20 protein-coding genes are annotated in these 24,818 nt (G+C 67.6%); 11 read left to right on the forward strand and 9 right to left on the reverse strand.

Annotation, left to right across the window (positions count from 1 at the left end; all coding sequences use genetic code 11):
• Positions 1 to 39 precede the first annotated feature (39 nt).
• Together lipA and lipB are read right to left on the reverse strand one after the other, a co-directional pair.
• Complete coding sequence (gene lipA / locus E3T22_RS09595) at positions 40 to 1,026, reverse strand: lipoyl synthase (RefSeq protein WP_088456160.1); 987 nt, start codon at positions 1,024 to 1,026, stop codon at positions 40 to 42.
• Positions 1,023 to 1,658, reverse strand: coding sequence for a lipoyl(octanoyl) transferase LipB (gene lipB / locus E3T22_RS09600; protein ID WP_134479995.1), 636 nt, complete (start codon positions 1,656 to 1,658; stop codon positions 1,023 to 1,025). The genes lipA and lipB overlap by 4 nt, the downstream gene beginning before the upstream one ends.
• Before the next feature lie 105 nt (positions 1,659 to 1,763).
• Here lipB and E3T22_RS09605 point away from each other — a divergent pair, with 105 nt between their 5' ends.
• The gene (locus E3T22_RS09605; protein WP_134479997.1) at positions 1,764 to 3,314 is read left to right on the forward strand and encodes a hypothetical protein; all 1,551 of its coding nucleotides are present in this window, start codon (positions 1,764 to 1,766) and stop codon (positions 3,312 to 3,314) included.
• A 22-nt stretch (positions 3,315 to 3,336) separates the two neighbouring features.
• On the opposite strand, the gene sucB is transcribed toward E3T22_RS09605, so the two are convergent.
• The 3 genes from sucB to E3T22_RS09620 all read right to left on the reverse strand — a co-directional run bounded on the left by sucB (position 3,337) and on the right by E3T22_RS09620 (position 7,812).
• The gene (gene sucB, locus E3T22_RS09610) at positions 3,337 to 4,776 is read right to left on the reverse strand and encodes a 2-oxoglutarate dehydrogenase, E2 component, dihydrolipoamide succinyltransferase (protein WP_134479998.1); all 1,440 of its coding nucleotides are present in this window, start codon (positions 4,774 to 4,776) and stop codon (positions 3,337 to 3,339) included.
• 67 nt (positions 4,777 to 4,843) lie between these two features.
• On the reverse strand, positions 4,844 to 6,217 hold the full coding sequence (gene lpdA, locus E3T22_RS09615) for a dihydrolipoyl dehydrogenase (RefSeq protein WP_103459770.1): 1,374 nt from the start codon (positions 6,215 to 6,217) through the stop codon (positions 4,844 to 4,846).
• A 107-nt stretch (positions 6,218 to 6,324) separates the two neighbouring features.
• A complete protein-coding gene (locus E3T22_RS09620) occupies positions 6,325 to 7,812 on the reverse strand; it encodes a leucyl aminopeptidase (RefSeq protein WP_088456165.1) in 1,488 nt (495 codons plus the stop codon).
• A gap of 95 nt (positions 7,813 to 7,907) precedes the next feature.
• Between E3T22_RS09620 and E3T22_RS09625 the strand changes: the two genes are divergently transcribed.
• The 5 genes from E3T22_RS09625 (at position 7,908) to E3T22_RS09645 (ending at position 13,841) form a co-directional block, all read left to right on the forward strand.
• The gene (locus E3T22_RS09625; RefSeq protein WP_134409007.1) at positions 7,908 to 8,831 is read left to right on the forward strand and encodes a proteasome assembly chaperone family protein; all 924 of its coding nucleotides are present in this window, start codon (positions 7,908 to 7,910) and stop codon (positions 8,829 to 8,831) included.
• Positions 8,832 to 8,896: 65 nt separating this feature from the next.
• Positions 8,897 to 10,231, forward strand: a complete 1,335-nt coding sequence (locus tag E3T22_RS09630) for a nitrate/nitrite transporter (RefSeq protein ID WP_088456167.1) — start codon at positions 8,897 to 8,899, stop codon at positions 10,229 to 10,231.
• A gap of 253 nt (positions 10,232 to 10,484) precedes the next feature.
• On the forward strand, positions 10,485 to 11,828 hold the full coding sequence (locus E3T22_RS09635) for an RNA polymerase sigma factor (protein WP_134409008.1): 1,344 nt from the start codon (positions 10,485 to 10,487) through the stop codon (positions 11,826 to 11,828).
• A 4-nt stretch (positions 11,829 to 11,832) separates the two neighbouring features.
• Positions 11,833 to 13,107, forward strand: coding sequence for a MurT ligase domain-containing protein (locus tag E3T22_RS09640; protein ID WP_134409009.1), 1,275 nt, complete (start codon positions 11,833 to 11,835; stop codon positions 13,105 to 13,107).
• Positions 13,104 to 13,841, forward strand: coding sequence for a type 1 glutamine amidotransferase (locus E3T22_RS09645; protein WP_134409010.1), 738 nt, complete (start codon positions 13,104 to 13,106; stop codon positions 13,839 to 13,841). Before E3T22_RS09640 ends, E3T22_RS09645 begins: the two co-directional genes overlap by 4 nt.
• A 51-nt stretch (positions 13,842 to 13,892) precedes the next feature.
• On the opposite strand, the gene E3T22_RS09650 is transcribed toward E3T22_RS09645, so the two are convergent.
• On the reverse strand, positions 13,893 to 14,129 hold the full coding sequence (locus tag E3T22_RS09650) for a hypothetical protein (protein ID WP_066595309.1): 237 nt from the start codon (positions 14,127 to 14,129) through the stop codon (positions 13,893 to 13,895).
• A 201-nt stretch (positions 14,130 to 14,330) separates the two neighbouring features.
• On the opposite strand from E3T22_RS09650, the gene E3T22_RS09655 reads away from it, so the two are divergent.
• Complete coding sequence (locus E3T22_RS09655) at positions 14,331 to 16,409, forward strand: type IIA DNA topoisomerase subunit B (protein WP_174776228.1); 2,079 nt, start codon at positions 14,331 to 14,333, stop codon at positions 16,407 to 16,409.
• A gap of 108 nt (positions 16,410 to 16,517) precedes the next feature.
• Here E3T22_RS09655 and E3T22_RS09660 read toward each other — a convergent pair whose 3' ends face one another.
• Together E3T22_RS09660 and E3T22_RS09665 are read right to left on the reverse strand one after the other, a co-directional pair.
• On the reverse strand, positions 16,518 to 17,228 hold the full coding sequence (locus E3T22_RS09660) for an SDR family oxidoreductase (RefSeq protein ID WP_134480000.1): 711 nt from the start codon (positions 17,226 to 17,228) through the stop codon (positions 16,518 to 16,520).
• A gap of 73 nt (positions 17,229 to 17,301) precedes the next feature.
• Positions 17,302 to 19,788 (reverse strand): DNA topoisomerase (ATP-hydrolyzing) subunit A, encoded by a 2,487-nt coding sequence (locus tag E3T22_RS09665; protein WP_088456173.1) that lies wholly within the window; start codon positions 19,786 to 19,788, stop codon positions 17,302 to 17,304.
• A gap of 119 nt (positions 19,789 to 19,907) precedes the next feature.
• Here E3T22_RS09665 and E3T22_RS09670 point away from each other — a divergent pair, with 119 nt between their 5' ends.
• A complete protein-coding gene (locus E3T22_RS09670) occupies positions 19,908 to 21,035 on the forward strand; it encodes an alkaline phosphatase family protein (protein WP_255454554.1) in 1,128 nt (375 codons plus the stop codon).
• A 60-nt stretch (positions 21,036 to 21,095) separates the two neighbouring features.
• Here the strand turns inward: E3T22_RS09670 and E3T22_RS09675 are convergent, their stop codons facing one another.
• Positions 21,096 to 21,692, reverse strand: coding sequence for a DUF3043 domain-containing protein (locus tag E3T22_RS09675; protein WP_134409014.1), 597 nt, complete (start codon positions 21,690 to 21,692; stop codon positions 21,096 to 21,098).
• A gap of 39 nt (positions 21,693 to 21,731) precedes the next feature.
• On the opposite strand from E3T22_RS09675, the gene E3T22_RS09680 reads away from it, so the two are divergent.
• The 3 genes from E3T22_RS09680 (at position 21,732) to coxB (ending at position 24,815) form a co-directional block, all read left to right on the forward strand.
• A complete protein-coding gene (locus E3T22_RS09680; protein ID WP_088456176.1) occupies positions 21,732 to 23,168 on the forward strand; it encodes a dipeptidase in 1,437 nt (478 codons plus the stop codon).
• 142 nt (positions 23,169 to 23,310) lie between these two features.
• The gene (gene erpA / locus E3T22_RS09685) at positions 23,311 to 23,667 is read left to right on the forward strand and encodes an iron-sulfur cluster insertion protein ErpA (RefSeq protein ID WP_088456177.1); all 357 of its coding nucleotides are present in this window, start codon (positions 23,311 to 23,313) and stop codon (positions 23,665 to 23,667) included.
• Between the two features lie 260 nt (positions 23,668 to 23,927).
• A complete protein-coding gene (coxB, locus tag E3T22_RS09690; protein ID WP_088456178.1) occupies positions 23,928 to 24,815 on the forward strand; it encodes a cytochrome c oxidase subunit II in 888 nt (295 codons plus the stop codon).
• The last annotated feature ends 3 nt before the right edge of the window (positions 24,816 to 24,818 follow it).

Below are 24,818 nucleotides of genomic sequence, written 5' to 3' on the forward strand. Positions count from 1 at the left end.
ACTACCCAGTCGGTCGATATCCGCGGAACGGATTTAGGGTCAAACGGCCTGGCTGAAGGCCACGGTCGCGTCGGCGAGGTGCTGCAGGTGGGCGGGCACCGGGCGTCCGGTGGCCGTCATCGACTGTGCCCAGAGCCGACCGGCCCGGTAGGAGGAACGCACCAACGGTCCGGCGAGCACGCCGAGGAAACCGATCTGCTCCGCTTCGGCCTTGAGGTCAACGAACTCCTCCGGTCGCACCCACCTGGCCACCGGCAGGTGCCGGGGGCTCGGCCGCAGGTACTGCGTGATGGTGATGATGTCGGTCCCGGCATCGTGCAGGTCCTGCAGCGCTTGGGACACCTCGGCGCGTTCCTCGCCCATGCCGAGAATCAGGTTCGACTTGGTGATCAGTCCCGCGGCCCGCCCCTGGCTGAGCACGTCGAGGGACCTGTCATAACGGAAGGCGGGACGAATGCGTTTGAAGATCCGCGGGACCGTCTCGACGTTGTGCGCGAAGACCTCAGGGCTGGCAGAGAACACCTCGGCCAGGTGGATTGGGTTGCCCGTGAAATCGGGGACGAGGATCTCGACCCCGGTCCCCGGGCTTTGGAGGTGGATCTGCCGGATCGTCTCGGCGTAGAGCCAGGCGCCCTCATCGGGCAGGTCGTCGCGGGCGACCCCGGTCACCGTCGCGTAACGCAGGTTCATCGCCACCACCGACTCGGCGACTCGGCGCGGCTCGTCGGTGTCGTAGTCTGCGGGCTTGCCCGTGTCGATCTGACAGAAGTCGCAGCGCCTGGTGCACTGGGAGCCGCCGATCAGGAAGGTGGCCTCGCGGTCTTCCCAGCACTCGTAGATGTTCGGGCAGGCGGCCTCCTGGCACACCGTGTGCAGGTTCTCGCTCTTCACCAGATCCTGCAGGTGGCGGTATTCGGGGCCCATCCTGGCGCGAGTCTTGATCCAGTCGGGCTTCCGCTCGATGGGCGTCTCGGCGTTGCGGATTTCCAGTCGCAGCATCCGGCGTCCGTCGGGCGCGGCGGTCATACGGACACCGCCAGCCGGCTGCGGAAACGGGTTGTGATGGAGTCGACGACGTCCTCGGTGCTGACGTCTCGGCCGAGTACCTTAGACATGGTGGTGACGCCCGCATCGACGATGCCGCAGGCGACAATACGGTCGTACGGTTCGAGCGAGTTGTTGCAGTTGAGGGCGAACCCGTGCATGGTCACACCGTCGGCGACCCGGATGCCGATGGCGGCGATCTTGTCCTCGGCCCCGGCGGGCCCGACCCAGACACCGCTGCGTCCGGGAACCCGTCTGCCGTCGATCCCGAAATCGGCCAGCGCGTCGATGAGGATGTCCTCGAGCAGACGCACGTAGCCGACCACGTCGAGAGGTTCGGGCAGGCGCAGGATCGGGTAGCCGATCAGCTGACCGGGCCCGTGCCAGGTGATCCGGCCGCCGCGGTCGACGTCCACGACCGGCGTGCCGTCGGTGGGACGGTCCTCCGGCTGGGTGCGTTTGCCGGCCGTGTACACGGCGGGGTGTTCGAGGAGCAGGACGGTGTTCGGTCGTTGACCGGATACCACCGTGCGATGGACGGCGCGCTGGAGCTCAAGGCCCTCGAAATACGGCACGGAGTTGGCGCTTAGCCCCGCGACGACAAAGTCGAGCATGCGGTAAGTCTAGGGGGTCTCCTCCCCAGCCTGAGCACCGCTCGAGTTTCCGCCAGATTCCCACCGAGGGGAGGGGGCCGCCGGTCCGAACGGCACGGTGGAGTGATGGAGCACAGGCAGATTCCCGCCCGAGAGGAGACCCTGGCCGGGTTCCGGCTGATACGCCGGATCGGCACGGGGAGCCGTTCGATCATCTACCTCGGCCGGGCGCCCGGAGAGCAGGGCCAGGCCCTGAATGTGGCACTGAAGGTGTTCGGGCCGGAGGCTGACAGGCCGGCGCTCGACCGGCAGGTGCGAGCCATGCTCACAGTGCCGCCGGCGATGCTCGCGCCGTTGCGGGACGTGGCGACGGCACCCGACGGCCGGCTCTGCCTCGTGCTGGACCGCCTGACCGGTTCGTCGTTGGACCGGCTGCTGGCCGAGCGGGGCACCCTCGGTGCCGGTGAGGTCGTGACCATTGCCGCGACGATCACGGCAGCACTGCAGGCGCTGCACGACGCCGGATTCAGCCACTCCATGATCGGACCTGCCTGCGTACGGTTCGACGGCTGTGGCCGACCGGTGCTTCTCGGGCTGGGCGCGCTGGAGGATCTGCCCGCCGGGGGAGCCGGTGTCGCGCGGCGGCGGGACGACCTCGTGCGCCTGGCGGGCTGTGTGAGATCCATCCGGGACCACCTGGACCCTCAGGCTCCGGAGGCGGCGACGGCGGAGTCGGTCGTGGCCGAGTTCGAAGCCGCGGCCACGGCGCGACCCGTCCCGCCGGATTTGTCCGGCGTGGAATCCGTTCTGTTCGACTGGGCGGCAGCGACAGCCGTCCGGGGTGCGGTACCGGGCACCGTGCCGGCAGATCCCGAGGGACCGGAGGATACCCACGGCCTGGCCGCACCGTCGAGCCGACTGACCAGACCGGCCCGCCCGGCCGGGGCGCGTGAGCCGGCCATCCGAGCCGGCGGGCGACTGGCGGGTGCAGAGCGTGGAAGCGCGGCGAAGCCGACAGGACGGTTGGAGCGGCAGGTGCGGCGTGGGCTGGCCGGATGCCGGTCAGGGCTGCGAATCGTGAATGCTCGGTCGCGGGTGGGCGCTCGGTGGCTGCAGGCGCTGCGGCGGAACCGGAGTCGAGCACGGCCGGTCATCGTCGGTGTCTGCCTCGCGGTGGCGCTGGCCGCCGGAGGCCTTGCGGCGCTGTCCCCAGCCGAGTCCCCGGTGGTCGCCGGGGACGCCGGCGACCTGTCGGCGCCCGCGACGCGGTCCTCGTCACCGGGTGCCGAAGCGACCGCGGGGCCGGGAGACGACGGGCCGGCAGGCGCCGACGGATCCGCAGCGACTCTCGTGTCCGACGATCCGGCGGCGGCGACCCTGGTCCTGCTCGAGCTGCGCGAGGGGTGTTTGGCGGAGGCGTCGGTGCTGTGTCTGGAAAGTGTCGACCAGGCCGGTTCCGTGGCCATGGCCGCCGACTCGTATCGGGCACTTCAGATGGAACCGAGCGCCGACCGCACTGCTGCGGGTTTCACGGCCACCGTGCAGGAGCGCCGCGGCAACGCCGCGCTGATTGTTCTGACGCCGGCGGCCGGCGGTCCCGCGAACACACAACCGGCCTCAGCCCTGGTGATCAAGGGCGAGGCCGGCTGGCGGTTACGCGAACTCTTCGACTACTGACCCGTCTGGCGGGTCTGTGACACTAGATTCCGAGGTTGGCCTCGAATGCGCCGGCTTCCAGACGTGCCTTCATGGTGGTGAGGAAGCGCGAGGCGTCCGCTCCATCGATGATGCGGTGGTCGTAGGACAGCGCCAGGAACACCGTCGAACGAATCGCAATGGAGTCCAGACCCTTGTCGGTCACGACGACGGGCTTCTTGTAGACAACGCCGGTGCCGAGAATGGCGCTCTGCGGGAGGAAGACCACCGGGGTGTCGAACAAAGCGCCGCGTGAACCCGTGTTGGTGAGGGTGAACGTGCCACCGGACAGCTCGTCGGGCTTGAGCTTGTTGTCGCGGGTGCGGGCAGCCAGGTCAGCGATCTGGGCGGCGAAACCGGCCAGATCGAGGTCACCGGCGTCGCGGATGACGGGAGTCAGCAGTCCGCGTTCGGTGTCCACGGCGATGCTCATGTTCTCCTGGCCCGGGTACACGATCGACGTGCCGTCGACGGTCGCGTTGATGATCGGGTTCGCCTTCAGTGCCTCGGCCGCGGCCAGGGCGAAGAACGGCAGGAAGGACAGCTTGTTGCCGGTCTTCTCGTGGAAGGAGACCTTGACCTTGTCGCGGAGCATGGCGACACGGGTGACGTCAACCTCCACGACAGTGGTGAGCTGGGCCGTCTGCTGCATCGACGCTACAGCGCGCTCGGCGACGACCTTGCGCAGGCGCGACATCGGCACGGTGGTTCCGCGCAGCGGAGACACCTCGACCTCGGCGGCGGCCGGAGTCGCGGGCGCAGCCGTGGCGGAGGCGGAGACGATGTCCTGCTTGCGGATGCGTCCGCCGACACCGGTGCCGGTGATGGTGGACAGGTCGACGCCGGCCTCGTTCGCGAGCTTGCGGACGATGGGCGTGACGTAACCGCTGGTGCCGGCGTGGGCGCCACGGGTCGGCTCGGCAGCGGATGCTGCCGGGGCGGCGGCGGGTGCTGCTGCTACCGGTGCCGGGGCCGCCGGTGCGGGGGCGGGTGCTGCCGCCACGGGTGCCGGGGCTGCGGGTGCAGCAGCGACCGGTGCGGGTGCGGCGGGCGGTGGCTCCACGGCGGCCGGGGCCGGCGGTGCAACGGCGGCAGGCGCCTCGGCGGGCGCCGGTGCCTCGGTCGAGGGAACCTCGGCGACGGGCGCCTCAGCGGCGGGCGCCTCTGCGGCGGGCGTCTCTGCGACCGGTGCTTCGGCCGCAGCAGAGCCGTCGCCGATGGTCACCAGCGGGGTGCCGACCTCGACGGTCTCGTCCTCCTGGACAAGGATGGCTTCGATGATGCCGGCAACGGGGGATGGGATCTCCGTGTCGACCTTGTCGGTCGATACTTCGAGCAGCGGTTCGTCGACTTCGACGCGGTCTCCCACGTTCTTGAGCCAGCGGGTGACCGTACCCTCTGTGACACTCTCACCGAGTGCCGGGAGGTTGACGGATTCGCTCATGCGTTTGTCTCCTTTGAAACCATTAATGTCTGACCAATGTTAGTGAGAATCTGTGTGCCGAAACGGGCTACATCGCGTGCAAAGGCTTGCCGGCCAGGGCCAGGAAGGCCTCGCCGAGTGCTTCGTTCTGGGTGGGGTGCGCGTGCAGCAGCGGCGCGAGGTCCTCAGGGTAGGCCTCCCAGTTGACGATGAGCTGACCTTCGCCGATCAGCTCGCCCACGCGGGCGCCGATCATGTGGATGCCGATGATGGGGCCATCAGCCTCACGGACGACCTTGATCGACCCGGTGGTGCCCAGGATCGAGCTCTTGCCGTTGCCGCCGAGGCTGTACTCGTAGCTGGTGACCTTGTCGGCGCCGAACTTGGCGACGGCCTTGGCCTCGGTGTAACCGACCGATGCGATCTCGGGGTCGCAGTAGGTGACCTTGGGGATGTTCAGGTCGTCGACGACGATCGGGGACAGGCCCGCGATCTCTTCGGCGACGAAGATGCCCTGCTGGAAACCGCGGTGCGCGAGCTGCAGGCCGGGGACGATGTCGCCGACCGCGTAGACGCCGGGGATGTTGGTGGCGAGGCGTTCGTCGGTGATGACGAAGCCGCGGTCCATGGTGATGCCGGCCTCTTCGAATCCGAGACCAGCGGTCGACGGGCCGCGACCGACGGCGACGAGCAGCAGCTCGGCCTCAATCGTGGTGCCGTTCTCCAGCGTGACGACGACGCCGGAGTCATCCTGCGTGACCGACTGGAAACGCACGCCGAGGGAGAATTCGATGCCGCGCTTGCGGAACGCCCGCTCGAGCTGCTTCGACACCGACTCCTCTTCGTTGGGAGCGAGGTGCGGAAGGGCCTCGATGATCGTGACGTCGGCGCCGAAGGACTTCCAGACGCTGGCGAACTCGACGCCGATCACGCCGCCGCCGAGCACGGCGACCTTCTTGGGAACGTAGTTGAGCTCGAGGGCCTGCTCGCTGGTGATGACGCGACCTTCGATGGCCAGGCCGGGCAGCGACCGGGAGTACGAGCCGGTGGCCAGCACAACGTTCTTGCCGACGATGGTGTCTTCGCCGACCTGAACGGTCGTGGGGGAGATGAGCTTGCCCTCGCCGGCGATGACGGTGATGCCGCGGGCCTTGATCAGTCCCTGCAGACCACGGAACTTGCTGGCGACGATGCCCTCGCGGAACTTGGTCACGGCGTCGATGTCGATGCCCTCGAAGGAGGTGTTCACCCCGTACTTGGCCGACTCGCGGCTCACGTCGGCAACCTCGGCCGAGTGCAGCAGTGCCTTGGTCGGGATACAACCGACGTGCAGGCAGGTGCCACCGAGCTTGTCCTTCTCAATCAGGCCGACGGTCAGGCCCAGCTGAACGGCACGCAAGGCGGCCGCGTAGCCGCCGCTGCCGCCACCGAGAACTACAAGGTCAAAATTCTGTTCAGACACCCAGATACTCCCTCGTGCATCACATACACTTTCACGGCCCGCCCGACGCACGTGTTGTGCGTGGGTAGGCGTTGAACGGCAAGGATTTTCCTGCCTATAAGACCTTACTACTTGCGCGAAAACTCCTCGGCCAGTCGCAACAGGGTCCGCACCGTCACACCGGTCGGACCGGGGGCGGTGAAGCCGAGCCCGCCGCCGACAAGCTGGGCGCTGCCAGCGATGTCCAGGTGCGCCCACGGAATGGTGGTGGTCTCGGCGCCCTCGCCTGTGCTGCCGATGAACTCGTTCAGGAAAACCGCGGCCAGGAGCATCCCGCCGCCGGTGTTGCCGATCTTGGCGTTCGCGATGTCTGCGACGTCGGAGTTGAGCAGGGCGCGCAGTTCTTCGGGCATCGGCATCGGCCAGGCGAGTTCACCCTCGGCCTTGCTCGCGGCGAGAACCTGGGCCACGAGGTCGTCGTTGCCCAGCACCGCGGAGTAGCGGGTGCCGAGGGCCACGATGGCGGCGCCGGTCAGGGTTGCGACGTCGATGATCGCGTCGGGGCGCTCTTCACCCGCAGCGACGAGTCCGTCCGCGAGGACCAGCCGGCCTTCAGCGTCGGTGTTGAGCACTTCGACGGTGCGGCCGCCGCGCATGGTCAGCACGTCGTTGGGGCGGATCGCGGACCCGGACGGCATGTTCTCGGCGATACACAGCCACGCCGTGAGTCGCACGGGCAAGCGCAGGCGGGCCGCGGCCAGCGTCACGGCCAGCACGGTGGCGGCGCCGGTCATGTCGTACTTCATGCCCACCATGGATGCCGGCGGCTTCAAGGACAGTCCGCCGGTGTCGAAGGTGATCCCCTTACCCACCAGCGCGAGGTGCTGGGTCGCCTCGATCGGGTCGTAACTGACCTTGACCAGTCGCGGAGGCCGGGTCGACCCCTGGCCCACTCCGGCGATACCGCCGAAGCCGTCGGCGACGAGCTGGTCTTCGTCCCACACCGTCAACGTCACGGGAAGGCCCTCAGCGGCCGCAGCGGCGAGGTCTGCGAGCGATTCGGGATAGAGGTCGAGCGGCGGCATGTTCACGAGGTCCTTCACCAGGCTCACGGCATCGGCCACGATTCCGGCACGGTCGGATGCGTCCTCATCGGCCTGATCCGTGTGCACGGTGATGTCGGTGGCCGGAAGCTTGGTGGCGGCCAAAGACGCCTTGCGATAGGTCGTGAAGGAGTAACCGCCGAGCGCTGCACCCTCCAGAACGGCTGCGGCCTGGTCAGCGTCGGCCAGCGGGAGGGCGAACGCCACCGTGGCGGCGCCGGTGAGCTGGCGCACCGCCGAGCCGGCCGCGTAACGCAGCGACTCCGGTGTGACAACGGAGCCGAGCCCGATCACGGCGATGGTCTTCGCGGCCCCGACGACTGGCGCGAGACGAATCAACTGATCCTTTGTTCCGGACACGGCGACAGCGGCGAATTGCGCGGCGATCTCCTCGAAGCCCGGGTCGGCGAACAGGGTAGGCCCGTCCTTTCCCTGCACGGCACCGATGACGATCACGTCGGCTGTGGATTCGATGGAGGGCTGTGCGGACACGGAAACGCGGGAAACGGTCATGCCTCGATGCTACGGGGCGGAGTGTTCGCTCTGGGCACCACGGTGTGAGGAGCGATTCTCCGACAGTGGGCGAATCGTCCGCTTAGAGTTAATGGATGCGCGATCCTGATGAAATCTATACGCTCACTTCGGACGCCGCAGGCGTTCCAGAAGGGTTGCATCTCGTCGCGGGCCTGACCGGATTCGCGGACGCCGGCGGCGCGGTCTCCCAGTTCACCGAATATCTGCTCGCGACCCTCGAGCATGAGGTCATCGCCGAGTTCGACGCGGACCTGCTGCTCGACTACCGGGCGCGGCGACCGATCATCTACTTCGATCAGGATCACCTGACCGACTACCAACCACCCCGGCTCCGGCTCTACCTGGCCCGGGATGAGATCGGCCAGCCGTTCCTGCTCCTGGCCGGCTTCGAACCTGACTTTCGGTGGGAGCAGTTCACGGCCGCGGTGCTCGATCTCGTGAGCCGCTTCAGGGTGTCCTCCACCACGTGGGTGCACGCCATCCCGATGCCGGTCCCGCACACTCGACCCATCGGTGTGACGGTCAGCGGCAATCGCACCGACCTGATCGAGAGCATGTCGGTGTGGCGTCCGCACACCCAGGTGCCGGCCAACGCGCTGCACCTGGTGGAATTCAGATTGCAGGAAATCGGGGCCTGGACCATCGGATACGTCCTGCTGATCCCGCACTACCTTGCCGACACCGAATACCCGTCCGCCGCCCTCTCTGCCCTGGAGAGCACGAGCGCGTCCACCGGGCTGATCTTCCCCACCGATCGGCTGCGGGAAAAGAACCGCGAGTTCATCGGCCGGATCGACGAGCAGGTGGGGGAGAACCCCGAACTCGCCAAGCTCGTCGGCACCCTCGAAGAGCGCTACGACGCCTACATGGAGGGCAACACTCTGCGGTCGCCGTTGACAGACGAGGACGGCGCGCTGCCGTCCGCGGATGAAATCGCGGCGGAGCTGGAGAAATTCCTCGCGACCCGGCGTGGGCGGGACGACGGCCAGCAGCCCTGACCCGATGCCCACCCGGTGGACGGCGATGGTCGGGAGGACCGGCTCGCCCGGCTAGATTGAGGCGAGTGAACTCTCGTCGATCCTGGTTGATCTTTTCCTTCGGATCGTTCGTCTACCTGTCCGCCGTGATGCAGCGCACCTCGCTCGGCATCGCGGGAGTGTCGGCAACCGAACGATTCGGCGGCTCGGCCGCCGTCCTGTCCAGCCTCGCCGTGGTGCAGCTGATCGTCTACGCCGCCGCGCAGATCCCGGTCGGCGTGCTGATCGATAGGTTCGGCCCCCGCGTCCTCATGCTCGCCGGGACCGTCCTGATGGTGGCGGGGCAGCTGACGCTTGCTTTCGCCCCGTCGATCACTCTCGCGGTGGCGGGGCGGATGCTGGTGGGGGCCGGCGACGCCGCAATCTTCATCTCGGTGATCAGGCTGATCACCTCCTGGTTCTCCGGGCGTATCGTGCCCCAATTGTCGCAATGGTTCGGCAACATCGGCCAGCTCGGCCAGGTGCTCTCCGCAGTGCCGCTGGCCTGGGTCTTGCACGAGTTCGGTTGGACGCCGGCGTTCCTGGGCGCCACCCTGGTCGCGTTCGTTGCCTTCGTGGTCGTCGTCGTGGGTGTCCGCGACCGGCCGGCCGGGTCGCCGGACCAACCGCGACCGCAGAGCTGGGGGAGCGCCCTGACCCAATTGCGGCACAGTCTCGGCCGACCGGGAACCCAACTCGGCTTCTGGTCCCATTTCGTCACCCAGTCCTCCGGGACGGTCTTCACCCTCCTGTGGGGCTTCCCGTTCATGGTCTACGGTCTCGGCTACGAGTCGAGCATGGCCGCCGCGATGCTCACCATCCCGGTCGCCGCCGGGATGATCTGCGGACCGATTCTCGGCGTGCTGACGGCCCGGCATCCGCTGCGTCGCAGCAATATAGTGCTGGGCATCGTGACCGTCATGGCAGCGACCTGGGCGGTCGTCCTGCTGTGGCCGGTGGCGCCGCCGTTCTGGCTCATCGTCCTCCTGCTGATCGTGTTGGGCGGCGGCGGCCCCGGCTCGCTGATCGGCTTCGACTTCGCGCGCACGTTCAATCCGCAACGCAGCCTCGGCTCCGCCAACGGGGTCGTCAACGTCGGCGGGTTCCTGGCCAGTTTCGTGATGATGTTCCTGATCGGGGTGCTGTTGGACCTGCAGGACGGGTGGCGTCAGGCCCAGGGTGGCGTCAGCGATCTCTACTCGCTGGACTCGTTCCGTTTCGCGTTCACCGTGCAGTTCCTGATCGTCGGCATCGGTGTGGTCATGCTCGTGAGGACCCGGAAACGCACCAGGCGACTGCTGTCCCGCGATGAGGGAATAGAAGTGGCGCCGCTCTGGGTTGAACTCTCTAGAAGAATGAGACGCCGCGGGCGCGGAGAGTGAGAGCGCGTGGCTCGGTTTATACACAATCCGTGCAATAATTGTCAATAGGACCCGTTCTGGTTCCTGGACGCGCCGATCAGTTGTCGGCTGCAATCCCGGGGACTTGACATGGGTCCTAGTACTGCCCAAAAACGTACGGCCCACAAACGTACTGCCCATAACCCCGCTCTCAGATGAACCCGGCCCGCGCCGAGTACCGCAACGAGCGAGGCCGCGCCGCACGCGCACGAATCACGGCATGAGAGGTGTTCGAATGGCAACCCCAACGAAGACAGAGCCCGAATTGAAGACCACCGAGACCCAGCCGGCCGACGACGCAACCGTCACCGCGGCCAAGACGCCCGCACAGAAGGCCGCTGCGACGCGCGCAGCCACGGCCGCCGCCAAGGCCGCCGCCGCCGCCGCGGCCGGTGCCGACGCCCCCGAGAAGGCCGCACCACGCAAGCGCGCCGCGAGCACGAAGACCAAGGCGCCAGTGGGGAAGAAGAAGGCCGGCGATGCCGAAGCCGGCGACGACGAGGCCGTCGCTCCCGGTGACGAGCACGACACCGATGATGACGACACCACCGACGGCGCTGCCAAGCGCGTCGCCCCTGCCGAGCCGCTGCCCAGCGGTGCGCTCGTGCTGTCCCTCGTCGACGACGAGGATGAGGTACCGGTCTACTCGAGCGCCATCACCGGCGCGACGGCGGACCCGGTCAAGGACTACCTGAAGCAGATCGGCAAGGTCGCGCTGCTCAACGCCGCCGAAGAAGTCGAACTGGCCATGCGCATCGAGGCGGGCCTGTTCGCCGAAGACAAACTTTCCCAGATGACCGACGCCGAGAAGAAGAGCGCGCTCGGACGCGAATTGCAGTGGGTCGCCAAGGACGGCGCCCGCGCGAAGAGTCACCTGCTCGGCGCCAACCTGCGTCTGGTCGTCTCCCTGGCCAAGCGGTACACCGGTCGTGGAATGCAGTTCCTGGACCTGATCCAGGAGGGCAACCTGGGCCTCATCCGTGCGGTCGAGAAGTTCGACTACACCAAGGGCTTCAAGTTCTCCACCTATGCGACCTGGTGGATCCGCCAGGCCATCACGCGCGCCATGGCCGACCAGGCCCGCACCATCCGTATCCCGGTGCACATGGTCGAGGTCATCAACAAGCTCGCCCGTGTGCAGCGCCAGATGCTGCAGGACCTCGGTCGCGAACCCACGCCGGAGGAACTGAGCCGCGAGCTCGACATGACCCCGGAAAAGGTCGTCGAGGTGCAGAAGTACGGCCGCGAGCCGATCTCCCTGCACACCCCGCTCGGCGAGGACGGCGACAGCGAGTTCGGCGACCTGATCGAGGACACTGAAGCGGTGGTTCCCGCCGATGCCGTGGGCTTCACGATGCTGCAGAAGCAGCTGGAAAGCCTGCTCGACTCCCTCTCCGAACGCGAAGCCGGCGTCATCCGGATGCGCTTCGGCCTGGGCGACGGCATGCCGAAGACCCTCGACCAGATCGGCGACACCTTCGGCGTCACGCGTGAGCGGATTCGTCAGATCGAGTCCAAGACCATGGCCAAGCTGCGCCACCCGTCCCGGTCGCAGTCGCTGCGCGACTACCTCGAGTAAAGAGTTGGCTGTACGGTACGCGCCGGCGATCCTGCTCGGCAGAGTCGCGCGCACCCTCGCGCGCTGGCGCAAGCCCGGTGGCGGCTCTGCCGTCCCCGGCCTGGTCGTCAACACCATCGCGCCCGGGTTCCTGCCGCGCACCCTGAACGGTTTTCCGGGCGGGCTCGTCATCGTGACGGGCTCGGCCGGCAAGTCCACGACCACCAAGATGCTTGTTGCGGCGCTGCGCGCCCACGGCCTCTCTGTCTTCACCAACCAGTCGACGGCGAACATCAGCCAGGGTCTCACCTCGGCACTGTTGGAACGGGTCAGCCTGACCGGCCGCATTGAGGGCGACATCGCGGTCCTCGAAATGGACGAGGGCCACGGCGCCCTGATCTCGGGCTCCCTGAACCCCCGCGTCGTCGTGCTGACCAACGTGATGGTCGATCAGATCGACCGTTTCCACGACTCCGACATGGTCGCCGCGATGCTGGCCAAGATCGCCGCACGGGCCACCGGCTCCGTCGTGCTGAACGCCGACGACCTCCACCTGTCCCGGCTGGGCGATGGTATTGCCCCCGGCGTCGCCGTGGCCCGCTACGGCGTGGCCGACGAGGTGCTTGCGGCGAACCCGCGGGGTTTGGGCTATACCCTCACCGCACCGACCCGGCTTGACGCCGCCGACGGCATGGTTCTGACCGCGGTCTCCGGACTCGACGCGACGGTGCTGGTCGACGGACGGGTGCACACGCTGCGGTTGCCGGCCAGAGGCACCCACTACGCGGTGGACGCGCTCACGGCCCTTGCCGCCGCCCGGTCGGCCCTGCTCGACAGGTTCGATGCCGCTGTGGCGGTCGCCGCGATTTCCAGCATCCCCCCGGTGTTCGGCCGCGGCGAGATCGTATCGGTGCGCGGCACCACTGTGGAATTCGTGCTGGTGCAGAACCCCGCCAGCCTGCAGCTCAACGTGGACAGCCTGGACCCCGACACCGAACAGATCCTCGTCGCCGTCGGCTCCGACGTGCGCGACCCGTCCTACCTCTGGCCGGCCGACACCTCCGCCCTCGGCCACGTGCTTATCGCCTCGGGGTCGAAGGCCTACGACATCGGCCTGCAATTGGCCTATGACGGCGTGCTCGTCGACCGCATCGAACCCGACCTCGGCCGGGCCCTCGACGACTTCCTGGCGCTACCGGAACCCGCCCACGGTGTCAAGACGATCATCTTCTCGGCCGATTCGATGCGGCGCACCCGGGCGCACCTCGGCCTGGAAACCAACGAAGCGGACCCGTCATGACAGTTGACCACCCGGCCGATCTCACCATCGTGAGCCTGCTCCCGCGGCTTCTGGACACCAACGGCGACGCCGCGAACGCGCGGGTTCTCGCGCAGCGCGCCCGCTGGGCCGGACTGTCGGCCCGGATAGTGCCCGTGCACGCCGTCGCCGACCTTCCCGAGACCGTCGACCTCGTCGTCATCGGATCGGGAACCGACACCGACCTCGTCGCCGCTCGCGACGCCCTCAGTACCCTGGCAGAGCCACTGCGTGCCTGGCTGACCGGGGGAGTGCCCGTGCTGGCCGTCGGTACCGGCTGGGAGCTGCTCAGCGCCGGGCTCAACCTGGCGGACGGCTCGTCGGTCGACGGTCTCGGCCTGGTGCCGGGGCGCGCGGGCGCCCTGCCGGCCCGCGTCACCGACGACCTCGTCGTCGACGCCGACGGTCTGCGCCTCCTCGGCTTCGAAAACCATCTGCGCGGGTACGCCGGAGCCGCGGCCCCGCTGGGCACCTTGGACTACGGCACCGGCAACGGCGACGGCACGGAGGGCGCCGTCGACGGCAGCTTCATCGGCACTCACCTGCACGGCCCGGTCCTGGCCCGCAATCCGCAGCTCGCCGACCGGATGCTCGGAACTGCCGCCGCTGCCAGAGGCCTCACCCTGACCCCGACCGCTCAGACCGAATCGGTCGACGGCATAGCAAAAGCCGCACGCAACCAGGTTGCAGTGCGGCTCAGCCTCACCTCGGAGTAACTCCGGTCAAGCGCCGTCGGCGCCGCAGTTGCCTGCGGCGCCGACCGGTGATTAGGACTTCTGGTCCTCGAAGAGTCGGCTCGACTCGTCGTGCCAGCTTTCGGCGATTGCGGCGAGCTTCTCCTGGTGCTTGCGTCCGTGGTGGGCGCAGAAGAGCAACTCGCTGTTATTCACGACTACACGGATGTAGGCCTGAGCGCCACAAGCGTCGCAGCGGTCGGCCGCGGTGAGCTGGTGGGGGGCGCCCTGTTGGTCGACGGCACCATTTTCGGTGGCGATCTGGGACATATTCTCCTCCTCCAGACTGATACCAGGTGATACCAATTGAATCCTTACTCACCATGTAAACACGGCCGGGCGTGGATTGGGCCACAGTTGGGTGACATTTCGCTCACCGCGTAGCCTTCCGCGCGGTGGACCCGGCTCGGGGGAGCCCCGCTCGAGTGTCGAACGAGGCTGCACGCATCCGGGTCGCTATTCTTAACAGTTGTGAGTTCTGACTATTCCGCCCGCCACCTCTCGGTCCTCGAAGGCCTGGACGCGGTGCGCAAACGCCCCGGCATGTACATCGGATCGACCGACTCCCGTGGGCTCATGCACTGCCTCTGGGAAATCATCGACAACTCGGTCGACGAGGCGCTCAGCGGGCACGGGTCATCGATCGGCATCGTGCTGCATCCCGATGAAAGCGTCGAGGTCAGCGACACGGCGCGCGGAATCCCGGTCGACATCGAACCGAAGACCGGACTCTCCGGGGTTGAGGTCGTCTTCACCAAGCTGCACGCCGGCGGCAAGTTCGGCAGCGGTTCCTACGCGGCGTCCGGCGGCCTGCACGGTGTCGGCGCATCGGTCGTGAACGCCCTGTCCGAGCGCCTCGACGTCGAGGTTGACCGCGACGGCAAGACCTGGGCGATGTCCTTTCACCGCGGCGAGCCCGGTGTCTTCGCCGACACCGGTGAGAAGAGCCCGGATGCGCCGTTCACGCCGTTCGAGAACAAGAGCGAACTGCGCGTGGTCGGCAAGGTTCGCAAGGGTGTCACCGGCACCCGCATTCGCTATTGGGCCGACCGGCAGATCTTCACCAAGGGCGCCACCTTCCAGACCGAGGACCTGATGGGCCGGGCCCGCCAGACGGCGTTCCTGATCCCGGGCCTGACCATCAACATCGACGACCGGCGGAGCGCCGTGCCCATCGCGGAGTCGTTCACCTTCGCCGGCGGTATCTCCGAGTTCGTGGACCACCTCGCCGTCGACACGCCGATCACCGACACCTGGCGGCTGACCGGCGCCGGGAGCTTCACCGAAACCGTGCCGGTCCTCACCGACACGGGCGCGATGATCCCCACTGAGCTCGTCCGGGAGTGCCAGGTCGACATTGCCCTGCGTTGGGGCACGGGTTACGACACCGTCATCAAGAGCTTCGTCAACATCATCTCCACGCCCAAGGGCGGCACCCACCAGGCGGGTTTCGACGCGGGCATGCTCAAGTTCCTGCGGGCGCAGGTCGAGCAGAACGCCCGGCGGCTCAAGGTCGGCTCCGACAAGCTCGAGAAGGACGACATCCTCGCCGGGCTCACCGCGGTGCTCACCGTACGGCTGCCAGAGCCGCAGTTCGAGGGCCAGACCAAGGAGGTGCTCGGCACCCCCGCGGTGCGCGCCATCGTGGCCGCGGTGATCAACAAGACCATGACCGAACGGTTCACCTCGACCAAGCGCGACGACAAGACCCAATCGGCAGTGGTGCTCGACAAGATCGTGGCCGAGATGAAATCCCGCATCTCCGCCCGCGCCCACAAGGAGACCCAGCGGCGCAAGAACGCCCTGGAAAGCTCCTCGTTGCCGGCGAAGCTGGTGGACTGCCGCAGTAACGATGTGGCCCTGAGTGAGCTGTTCATCGTCGAGGGTGACTCGGCACTCGGCACCGCGAAGTTGGCCAGAGACAGCGAACATCAGGCGCTGCTGCCTATCAGGGGCAAGATCCTCAATGTGCAGAAGGCGTCGGTCTCCGACATGCTCTCCAACCTGGAGTGCGCCTCGATCATCCAGGTCATCGGCGCCGGGTCCGGCCGCAGCTTCGACCTGTCCGCCGCCCGCTACGGCAAGGTCATCATCATGGCGGATGCCGACGTCGACGGTGCGCACATCCGTACGTTGCTGCTCACCCTGTTCTTCAGGTACATGCGCCCGATGATCGAAGCCGGCCGGATCTTCGCGGCGGTGCCCCCGTTGCACAGGGTCGTGGTGATGAACCCGGGTAGCAAACCCAACGAGACCATCTACACCTATTCCGAAGCAGAGCTGCAGGGTGTCCTCGCCGCGCTCAAGAAGAGCGGCAAACGCTTTCAGGATCCCATCCAGCGGTACAAGGGGCTGGGCGAAATGGATGCCGACCAGTTGGCCACCACCACGATGGAACGGGCCCACCGCACTCTGCGCCGGGTCAGGGTCGCCGACGCCGAAATGGCCGGAAAGGTGTTCGAACTGCTGATGGGCAACGACGTCGCCCCGCGCAAGGAGTTCATCATCGAAAGCTCCGACAAGCTCAGCCGCGACCGCATCGACGTCTGACCGGGCCCGACTGTTCCCGAAGCGGACTTCTGCGTCCGGTGTGCCGGACGCAGAAGTCCGAATGGGCAACAGTTGCGGGCGTGAGACTGGTCGCGTCGCGGGCGGCGGTCAGCGTGGCGCGGCGGCGGCGAAGACGGTGCTGGGCAGATCCCGGTCGCCGTCCGCGAGGCCCCGAACGATTCGGGCGCACACGGCCACGGGGTCAAGGCCGACGGGCAAGGGCGGCGCCGTGCCGCTGATCGGGTGGCTGGACAGCGCCGTCTCGGTGTGCCCGGGCCGCGCGTCGATGACCCGGATGCCCGCCCCCCGCAGTTCCCGGCCGGCCGCGGTGCCGAAGGCGGCCAGGGCGGCCTTGGACGCCGAGTATGCCGCGAGATTGGCGGTCGGGCTCTCACTGACCACCCCGCTGAGGGTGAGGAAGAACGGTGTGCGGCCGGCGGCGGCCGAGGCCGAGAGCGGCCCGTGGGCGGCCTGCAGCAGCAGCATGGGCGCGGTGGTGTTCACGGCGAAGAGCCGGGCGATGGTGTCTCCGGTCAACTCAGCAGCGGGGCCGAAGGCGACGACACCCGCGGCGACCACGATCCCGTCGAGGTGGCCGGTCACCGAGACCGCCACGTCGACGAGGCGCCGGACGGCGGCGGGATCGGTGAGGTCTGCGGGGATGACAGTGCCGGGCAGTCCGAGTTCGGCGATGGCGGCGGGGTCACGGGCGCTGAGCACAAGGTTTGCTCCGGCGTCGGACAGTTGCCGGGCGATCTCCCGGCCGAGTCCGCCCGTGGCGCCGACGACGAGGATTGTGGAACCGTGGAGTTCGGGCATGTTTCACCCTACTGCGGGCGCCCCGACCGTGGCTGAAACGCGGTCAGGAAACGAACGGCGGTCGGACAGCCCGTCAGCCGATACCCGAACCGATCGAGCCGACGACGGCATCCAACATGGTTCCGGAAGCATCGCGTCGCGCCCCGGTGTCCGGCAGGGTCCGGGGAGAGCCCTCGACGCCCAGCGCGCGGGCGGGTGCCGCGCCCACCCAGGCCACAGCCAGGGCGTCTTCGCCCTTGAGGAAGCGGTGCGAGCGCACCCCACCGGTGGCTCGGCCCTTGGCGGGGAATTCGGTGAAGGCCGACACCTTGGCGCTACCTGGATCCGTTCCCGGCAAGGTCTGGCTTCCGGAGGCGATCGTCGCCACCACGGCGTCCTCGGCGGCGTCGCCCGCCAGGCTCGTGAAGAACACCACCCGGGCGTCCGGGCCCAGCTTGATGCCCGCCATCCCGCCGGCCGTCCGGCCCTGCGGGCGCACCGTCGATGCGGGGAACCGCAACAGCTGGGCATCGGAGGCGACGAAGACCAGCTCGTCGTCCTCCGCACCCTGGACGGCGCCGACGACCTCGTCTCCGGGCTTGAGCGCGATGATCTCGAAGTCGGGCTTGTTCGCCCAGTCGTTCGGGGTGACCCGCTTGACGATGCCCTGCCGGGTGCCGAGCGCGATGGCACGTTCGCTGTCCAGAGAGACCAGGGCACGGACCACCTCACCGCCGCTGCCCAGCGAGAGGTAGTCGCGCACCCGCACACCGGCCGCCAACTGGATCGAGGTGGGTGGCAGAACGGGCAGGTCGACGGGGGAGAAGCGGATGAGTCGGCCGCGATTGGTCACGGCACCGATCTCCGAACGGCTGGTGGTGTCCAGCGCCGAGAGGACAGCGTCGTGCTTGCTGCGGCGGTGCGCCGGAGTGATGCGTTCGATCTGGTCGTCGCCGGGCTGCGGCAGGTCCACCCTGGCGATGCGGCCCGTGCTGCTCAGATAGACGCGGGTGGGGGAGTCTGAAACCTCGAGCACGGCCGTCTTCCGCGCTGAGGCTCCGGCGATGCTCGGACGCGCCTCGGTGAGGAGCGTGCGTCGCGGGGTGCCGAACCTGTCGGAGATGGTGGCCAGCTCGTCGGAGACCAGCGTGCGGATGGCCTGCTTGCTGGCGAGCAGGGCTTCCAACTCCTTGATCTCGGCGAGCAGCTGGTCTCGCTCTGTTTCCAGTTCGATGCGGGAGAACCTGGTGAGCCGGCGCAGCCGCAACTCGAGGATGTACTCCGCCTGCAGCTGGCTGAGGTCGAACACGTCGATGAGCCGGGTACGGGCCTGCTCGGTGTCGTCGCTGGCGCGAATCACCTGGATGACCTCGTCGATGTCGAGGATCGCGATGAGCAGTCCCTCGACCAGGTGCAGGCGTTCGCGGCGTCGGGCCAGCCTGTACGCGGAACGCCGGGTGACGACCTCGACGCGGTGGTTGACGTACACCTGCAGCAGTTCGACCAGGCCCAGCGTCTGCGGACCGCCGTCGACGAGAGCGACGGCGTTGATGTTGAAGGAGTCCTCCAGCGGGGTCACCCTGTACAACTGCTCGAGCACGGCCTCCGGGCTGAAACCGGTCTTGATCCCGATCACCAGGCGCAGACCCTTGGTGCGGTCGGTGAGGTCGGTGACGTCGGAGATGCCGCTGAGCTTCTTGGAGTTGACGCCGTCCTTGATCTTCTCGATCACCCGTTCGGGTCCGACCAGGTAGGGCAGCTCACTGACGACGAGCCCGGCCTTGCGGGCGGTGATCGCCTCAACCGACACCTTGGCCCTGGTCTTGAAGCTGCCACGCCCGGTCAGGTAGGCATCCCTGATGCCGGCCAGGCCAACGATGGTGCCGCCGGTGGGCAGGTCAGGGCCCGGCACGAACTCCATGAGCTCGTCGAGGGTCGCACGCGGGTGGGCGAGCAGGTGCCGGGCGGCACCGATGACCTCGACGAGGTTGTGCGGGGCCATATTGGTGGCCATGCCCACCGCGATGCCGCTGGCCCCGTTCACGAGCAGGTTGGGGTACGCCGCCGGCAGCACGTCGGGCTGGGTGAGCTGATTGTCGTAGTTGGGCACAAAGTCGACGACATCTTCATCGAGGTGTTCGGTCATGGCCAGTGCCGGTGCCGCCAGGCGCGCCTCGGTGTACCGGGGCGCAGCGGGCCCGTCGTCGAGCGAACCGAAGTTGCCGTGCCCGTCGATGAGCGGCACCCGCAGGGTGAAGGCCTGGGCCATCCGCACCATGGCGTCGTAAATGGCGGTGTCGCCGTGCGGGTGCAGCTTGCCCATCACCTCGCCGACGACGCGCGCCGACTTCACGTGCCCGCGGTCGGGCCGCAGGCCCATCTCGCTCATCTGGTACAGGATGCGGCGCTGCACAGGCTTGAGGCCGTCCCTGGCGTCCGGGAGAGCTCGGGAGTAGATCACCGAATAGGCGTACTCGAGGAACGACCCCTGCATCTCCGTCGACACATCGACGTCTTCGATGCGCTCGGTGGATGCGGCGGGCCCCTGGTGGGCTGACACTGTCTTGTCTGAGCGGCTCATTCGTAGATTCTGCTGTGTGGTGCATGTCGGCGGAACCGGGAGCACCAGGCTGATGCGCACGGACCTGCGCTGAGGAAACCTGCGGCCGGGTCTATGTCAGACTGGGCCAGATGCCCCCTATGTTACCGGTCCGGCCCTTCAGCGCCGTTCGCCTTGCCGACGTTTTGACAAGTTCGCTGGCCTCGCTCCGGTCCCAGCCGAACCCGCTCGGGCTCCCGCCCGCTGGCAAGGCCCTCGTGCTCCTCGCGGACGGTCTCGGGATGAGCAACCTGCGAGCTCGCGCCGGGCATGCCCGGTTCCTCACCTCGCATCTGGCCAAGACCGACGTCGTCGACGGGGTGTTCCCGGCCACGACCGCCGCGGGCATCGCCTCACTGACCACCGGGGTCGCGCCAGGCACCCACGGGCTGGTCGGCTACAAGGTGCTCGACGCGGCCAACGATAGGGTCGTCAACCAGCTCACGGGCTGGGACGAGCGGATGGAGCCGCACAGCTGGCAGAACCAGCCGACGGTCTTCGACACGGCCGCGGAGACCGGGATCCCCAGCTTCGCCGTCGGCCCCAAGAGGTTCACGGATTCCGGCTTCAGCCGGGCCGTGCTTCGCGGTGCCGGCTACGTGCCGGCCGAGACCATCGGCGCGCGGTTCGACGCGGCGCGGGCGATTCTCGACGCCGAGCCCACGGCCCTGATCTACCTGTACGTGCCCGAATTGGACATCAACGCGCACGCCCACGGCTGGGAATCCGCCAGGTGGTTGGCGCAGCTGGAAAACCTCGACGCCGAAACGGCCAGGTTCGCCGCCACCCTGCGCCCGGACGAGGGCATGATCGTCACGGCAGACCACGGGGTCGTGGATGTTCCGGCGGCCAAGCAGGTGCTTTTCGACACCGTGCCGGCCCTCGTCGCCGGGGTGCGCCACATCGGCGGTGACCCGCGCTGCCTGCAGCTCTACACCGAGGCCGGTGTCGACGCCGACGTGCTGGCCGAAACCTGGCGTGCGGTCGAGGGCGAGCGCGCCTGGATCTTCACCCGGAGCGAGGCCGTGGCCGCGGGACTGTTCGGTGCTGTGCGAGACGACGCCGCGGCACGGATCGGCGACGTCATCGTGGCCGCCCGGAAGCTGATCGCGTACTACGACTCCCGGGAACCCAACCAGTCGGCGCGCAGCATGGTCGGCCAGCACGGCTCCTTGACCGATGAGGAACTGCGTGTTCCGGTCATCAGGTTGGGCGCATACCGGCGTTGACCCGATGCACGCAAGAACCCCTCGGAGCCGGCTCCGAGGGGTTCTTCGTGTTTTCGTGGATCAGGCCGGGTACTGGCCCCGCTTCACCTGGGGCTTCGGCAGGCGCATGACCCGCAACTGCAGGGCTCGCATGGCCGCATACCAACGGACCTTCTCGGCCCGGTCGGCGCCGAACTTGGCCTCGATTTTCTTGGTGAGGATGAAACCGAGCACTACGCAGTCCGCGATCGCGACCAGGAAGAAGGCCCAGAGAGCGAGGATGCCATACGTCTGGACGGACGGATCCGGGAAGAAGGTGAGCAGGATGACCAGGAACATCACCGGGATCATGAACTCGCCCACGTTGAATCTGGCGTCGATGTAGTCACGGGCGAAACGCTTCTGCGGTCCACGCTCGCGCACCGGGAGGTACTTGTCGTCACCGGCGGCCATGCCGAGACGCGCCCTCTCACGGGCCTCGGCCGACTTCGCCCGCGCCTGCTTGGCGGCCAGTTTGCGGTCGTCCGGAACCAGTGGGCGTTTGTTCGCGGCCTCCTGTACACGGCGGCTCGGCGTGGGCTGGCCCTTGCGCGTCGACTGACCGGCCAGACGGGACTTCGTCTCATCGGCGGATTCGATCGACGGTTCTGCGCCGGGATTTACAGGTTGCTTAGCCACATCAGTTCCTTGCAGTTAGGTTGCCTTAAGATTACTCGCATGACGGATACCGCGGACACAGCAGCAGCAACCACCCAGCAAGTCGCAGCACACCCCCGTGAATCGGCGCTGCGGAACGCCGTCGAACGGGAGCTCCCGCGGACGGTCGCCGACCTGTGCGCCCTCGTGCGGATCCCCTCGGTGTCCTGGGCCGCATTCGATCGCGATCACGTGCGCGCCAGCGCCGACGCCGTCGCCGATCTGGTGCGGGAGATCGGGATCTTCGACACCGTCACGGTCACGCAGGCGGGCATCCCCGGTACCGACGAACTCGGACAGCCCGCCATCCTCGCGACCCGCCCGGCCAAGAACGGCCGCCCCACGGTTCTGCTTTACGCCCACCACGACGTGCAGCCTCCCGGGCTCGACCACGCGTGGGACTCGCCGCCCTTCGAACCGACCCTGCGCGGGGACCGCCTGTACGGTCGCGGCGCCGCGGACGACAAGGCCGGCGTCATGGCGCACGTCGCCGCATTGCGCGCGCTCCTCGCGGCCACCGACGGGGACCTCGACCTCGGCCTGGCCCTCTTCATCGAGGGCGAGGAAGAATTCGGCAGCCGCTCCTTCGCCACCTTCCTCACCGAGAACCGGGAGGCGCTCCGCGCCGACGCGATCGTCGTCGCCGACTCGAACAACTGGGACGTCGACACTCCGGCCATCACTATCGGGCTGCGCGGCAACGTCACCTTCAGGCTCACCGTGAGCACGTTGGCGCACGCCTCGCACTCCGGAATGTTCGGCGGCGCCGTCCCGGACGCCATGATGGCGACCATCAAGCTGCTGGGCACCCTGTACGCCGCAGACGGGTCCGTCGCGATCAGCGGTCTGACCAGTCACGACGCGCCGACACCGCCGTACGATGAGTCCGCGCTGCGAGCGGAGACCGGCCTGCTCGACGGAGTCTCCCCGATCGGGCACGGATCCATCCTCAGCCGCATCTGGTCCCAGCCCGCGCTGACGGTGACCGGAATCGATGCTCCCACCGTCGCCAACGCGTCCAACACCCTGACGCCCGCGGTCAGCGTGCAGATCAGCGTGCGCATCGCGCCCGGCCAGTCCGCCAAGGAAGCTGCCGGCGTGATCGAGGCCCACCTGCGTGCACACGCACCGTTCGGCGCCCACCTCGCCATCGACGACCTGGACACCGGAGAACCGTTCCTGGTCGACACCGGCGGGTGGGCCGTTGCGGAGACCCGCCTGGCCATGACGGCAGGCTGGGGCGTGGAGCCCGTCGACATCGGTGTGGGCGGGTCGATCCCGTTCATCGCGGACCTGGTCCGGGAGTTTCCCGAAGCGCAGATCCTGGTGACCGGGGTCGAAGACCCGGATTCCCGGGCGCACAGCCCCAACGAGTCGCTGCACCTGGGCGTCTTCAAGCGAGCCGTGCTCAGTGAGGCCTTCCTTCTGGGCCGCCTCAACGACCGCACCGGCCACTGACCCCACCGCAGGGCCTGAGAAGGCGTCCGCGTCATCCAGCCCGCTCACGGCCCGGGCGGATACACTAGGAACAGATTCGCCGGCGGACCCCATGCGCGTGGGATGCTCACCGACGCGAAACCGGATAATACCGAGGAGCACCATGACCGACACGATCGAAACCAGCACCATCGCCCACGGCGTCGGTCTCACCGACGTCGCCGCCGCGAAGGTGCGCAGCCTGCTCGCCCAGGAAGGCCGCGAAGACCTGCGACTGCGCGTCGCCGTGCAGCCCGGCGGCTGTTCAGGCCTGATCTACCAGTTGTACTTTGACGAGCGCACCCTCGAGGGTGACGCCGTCATGGACTATGACGGTGTCGAGGTCGTCGTCGACAAGATGAGCGTCCCGTACCTCGAGGGTGCGTCCATCGACTTCGAGGACACCATCCAGAAGCAGGGCTTCACCATCGACAACCCGAACGCCGGCGGCAGCTGCGCCTGTGGGGACTCCTTCAACTAGCGTGTGATCATAAAAAAAAGGAGACCGTCCACTGGACGGTCTCCTTTTTGCACATCCGGTTCGGGTCCCGTCGTCGTCGGCGCTTCTGGCTCAAAACGGCTCAGGACGGGCCCTTCGACCCTGTTGTCACTCCCCAATCGGAGCGGAGAATTGCGACGGGTCCGTCGCTCGTGCACTCGGGTGCGACCGGCGCGGAGTAAGCTAAAGATGATAAATGCACTTCCTGTGTAGTGCCTTCACGTCTTTCCGAAAGGTCACCGGTGCTCAAAAACCGCCGTCTCCGATGGGCCGTCATACCGGTCGCAGCAACGCTAGCCATTGTCCTCGCCGGATGCACCCAGGCTCAGCTCAACGGGTACCTGCCCGGTTTCGAGGAGGGCGAGTCCCCGGTAACCAACAACACCGAGCGCGTGTCCGGTCTGTGGACCACCTCGTGGATCGTGCTGCTCATTGTCGGCCTGATCACCTGGGGCCTCACGATCTGGTCCGTCGTCGTCTACCGTCGGCGCAAGGGCCAGACCGGACTCCCGGTGCAGCTGCGGTACAACATGCCGATCGAGATCTTCTACACGATCGTCCCGCTCATCCTGGTGCTGGGCTTCTTCGCCTTCACCGCGCGGGACCAGAACGCCATCGAGGCTCGGTTCGACGAGCCTGACCTGCAGATCGAAGCGATCGGCAAGCAGTGGGCCTGGGACTTCAACTACGTCACCGACGATGTCTTCACTCAGGGTATTCAGGGCCAGCCTGACCTCGAGGGTGAGAAGGGCGCGCTGGTCGAGTCCGAGATCCCCACGCTCGTCCTGCCCGTCGGCAAGAAGATCGAGATCGCGCTGGAAGCGCGCGACGTCATTCACTCCTTCTGGGTCATCGACTTCCTCTACAAGAAGGACATGATCCCGGGCAAGACCAACTACATGTCGGTCATCCCCGAACGCGTAGGCACCTACGCCGGCAAATGCGCCGAGCTCTGCGGCGAGTACCACTCGTTGATGCTCTTCAACGTGGAGGTCGTCTCTGAGGCCGACTACGAAGCCTATGTCGACTCCCTGCGCGCCGCCGGCAACGACGGCCAGGTCGACAGCGAATACGACCGCAACTTGAACCAACCAGGCACCGACGCCCCGACGGCTGAGGAAGGCAACTAGACC

This window comes from Cryobacterium sp. TMB3-10, assembly GCF_004402305.1.
GTDB lineage: Bacteria > Actinomycetota > Actinomycetes > Actinomycetales > Microbacteriaceae > Cryobacterium > Cryobacterium zongtaii.

Excerpts from the sequence above, each read along its gene's own strand:
- E3T22_RS09680 (WP_088456176.1), top strand. The coding sequence starts at position 21,732 with ATGACGGATACCGCGGACACAGCAGCAGCAACCACCCAGCAAGTCGCA.
- E3T22_RS09625 (WP_134409007.1), top strand. The coding sequence starts at position 7,908 with ATGCGCGATCCTGATGAAATCTATACGCTCACTTCGGACGCCGCAGGC.
- E3T22_RS09620 (WP_088456165.1), bottom strand. The coding sequence starts at position 7,812 with ATGACCGTTTCCCGCGTTTCCGTGTCCGCACAGCCCTCCATCGAATCC.
- E3T22_RS09665 (WP_088456173.1), bottom strand. The coding sequence starts at position 19,788 with ATGAGCCGCTCAGACAAGACAGTGTCAGCCCACCAGGGGCCCGCCGCA.
- erpA (WP_088456177.1), top strand. The coding sequence starts at position 23,311 with ATGACCGACACGATCGAAACCAGCACCATCGCCCACGGCGTCGGTCTC.
- E3T22_RS09605 (WP_134479997.1), top strand. The coding sequence starts at position 1,764 with ATGGAGCACAGGCAGATTCCCGCCCGAGAGGAGACCCTGGCCGGGTTC.
- E3T22_RS09635 (WP_134409008.1), top strand. The coding sequence starts at position 10,485 with ATGGCAACCCCAACGAAGACAGAGCCCGAATTGAAGACCACCGAGACC.
- E3T22_RS09670 (WP_255454554.1), top strand. The coding sequence starts at position 19,908 with ATGTTACCGGTCCGGCCCTTCAGCGCCGTTCGCCTTGCCGACGTTTTG.
- E3T22_RS09650 (WP_066595309.1), bottom strand. The coding sequence starts at position 14,129 with ATGTCCCAGATCGCCACCGAAAATGGTGCCGTCGACCAACAGGGCGCC.
- E3T22_RS09660 (WP_134480000.1), bottom strand. The coding sequence starts at position 17,228 with ATGCCCGAACTCCACGGTTCCACAATCCTCGTCGTCGGCGCCACGGGC.
- lipB (WP_134479995.1), bottom strand. The coding sequence starts at position 1,658 with ATGCTCGACTTTGTCGTCGCGGGGCTAAGCGCCAACTCCGTGCCGTAT.
- sucB (WP_134479998.1), bottom strand. The coding sequence starts at position 4,776 with ATGAGCGAATCCGTCAACCTCCCGGCACTCGGTGAGAGTGTCACAGAG.
- E3T22_RS09645 (WP_134409010.1), top strand. The coding sequence starts at position 13,104 with ATGACAGTTGACCACCCGGCCGATCTCACCATCGTGAGCCTGCTCCCG.
- lipA (WP_088456160.1), bottom strand. The coding sequence starts at position 1,026 with ATGACCGCCGCGCCCGACGGACGCCGGATGCTGCGACTGGAAATCCGC.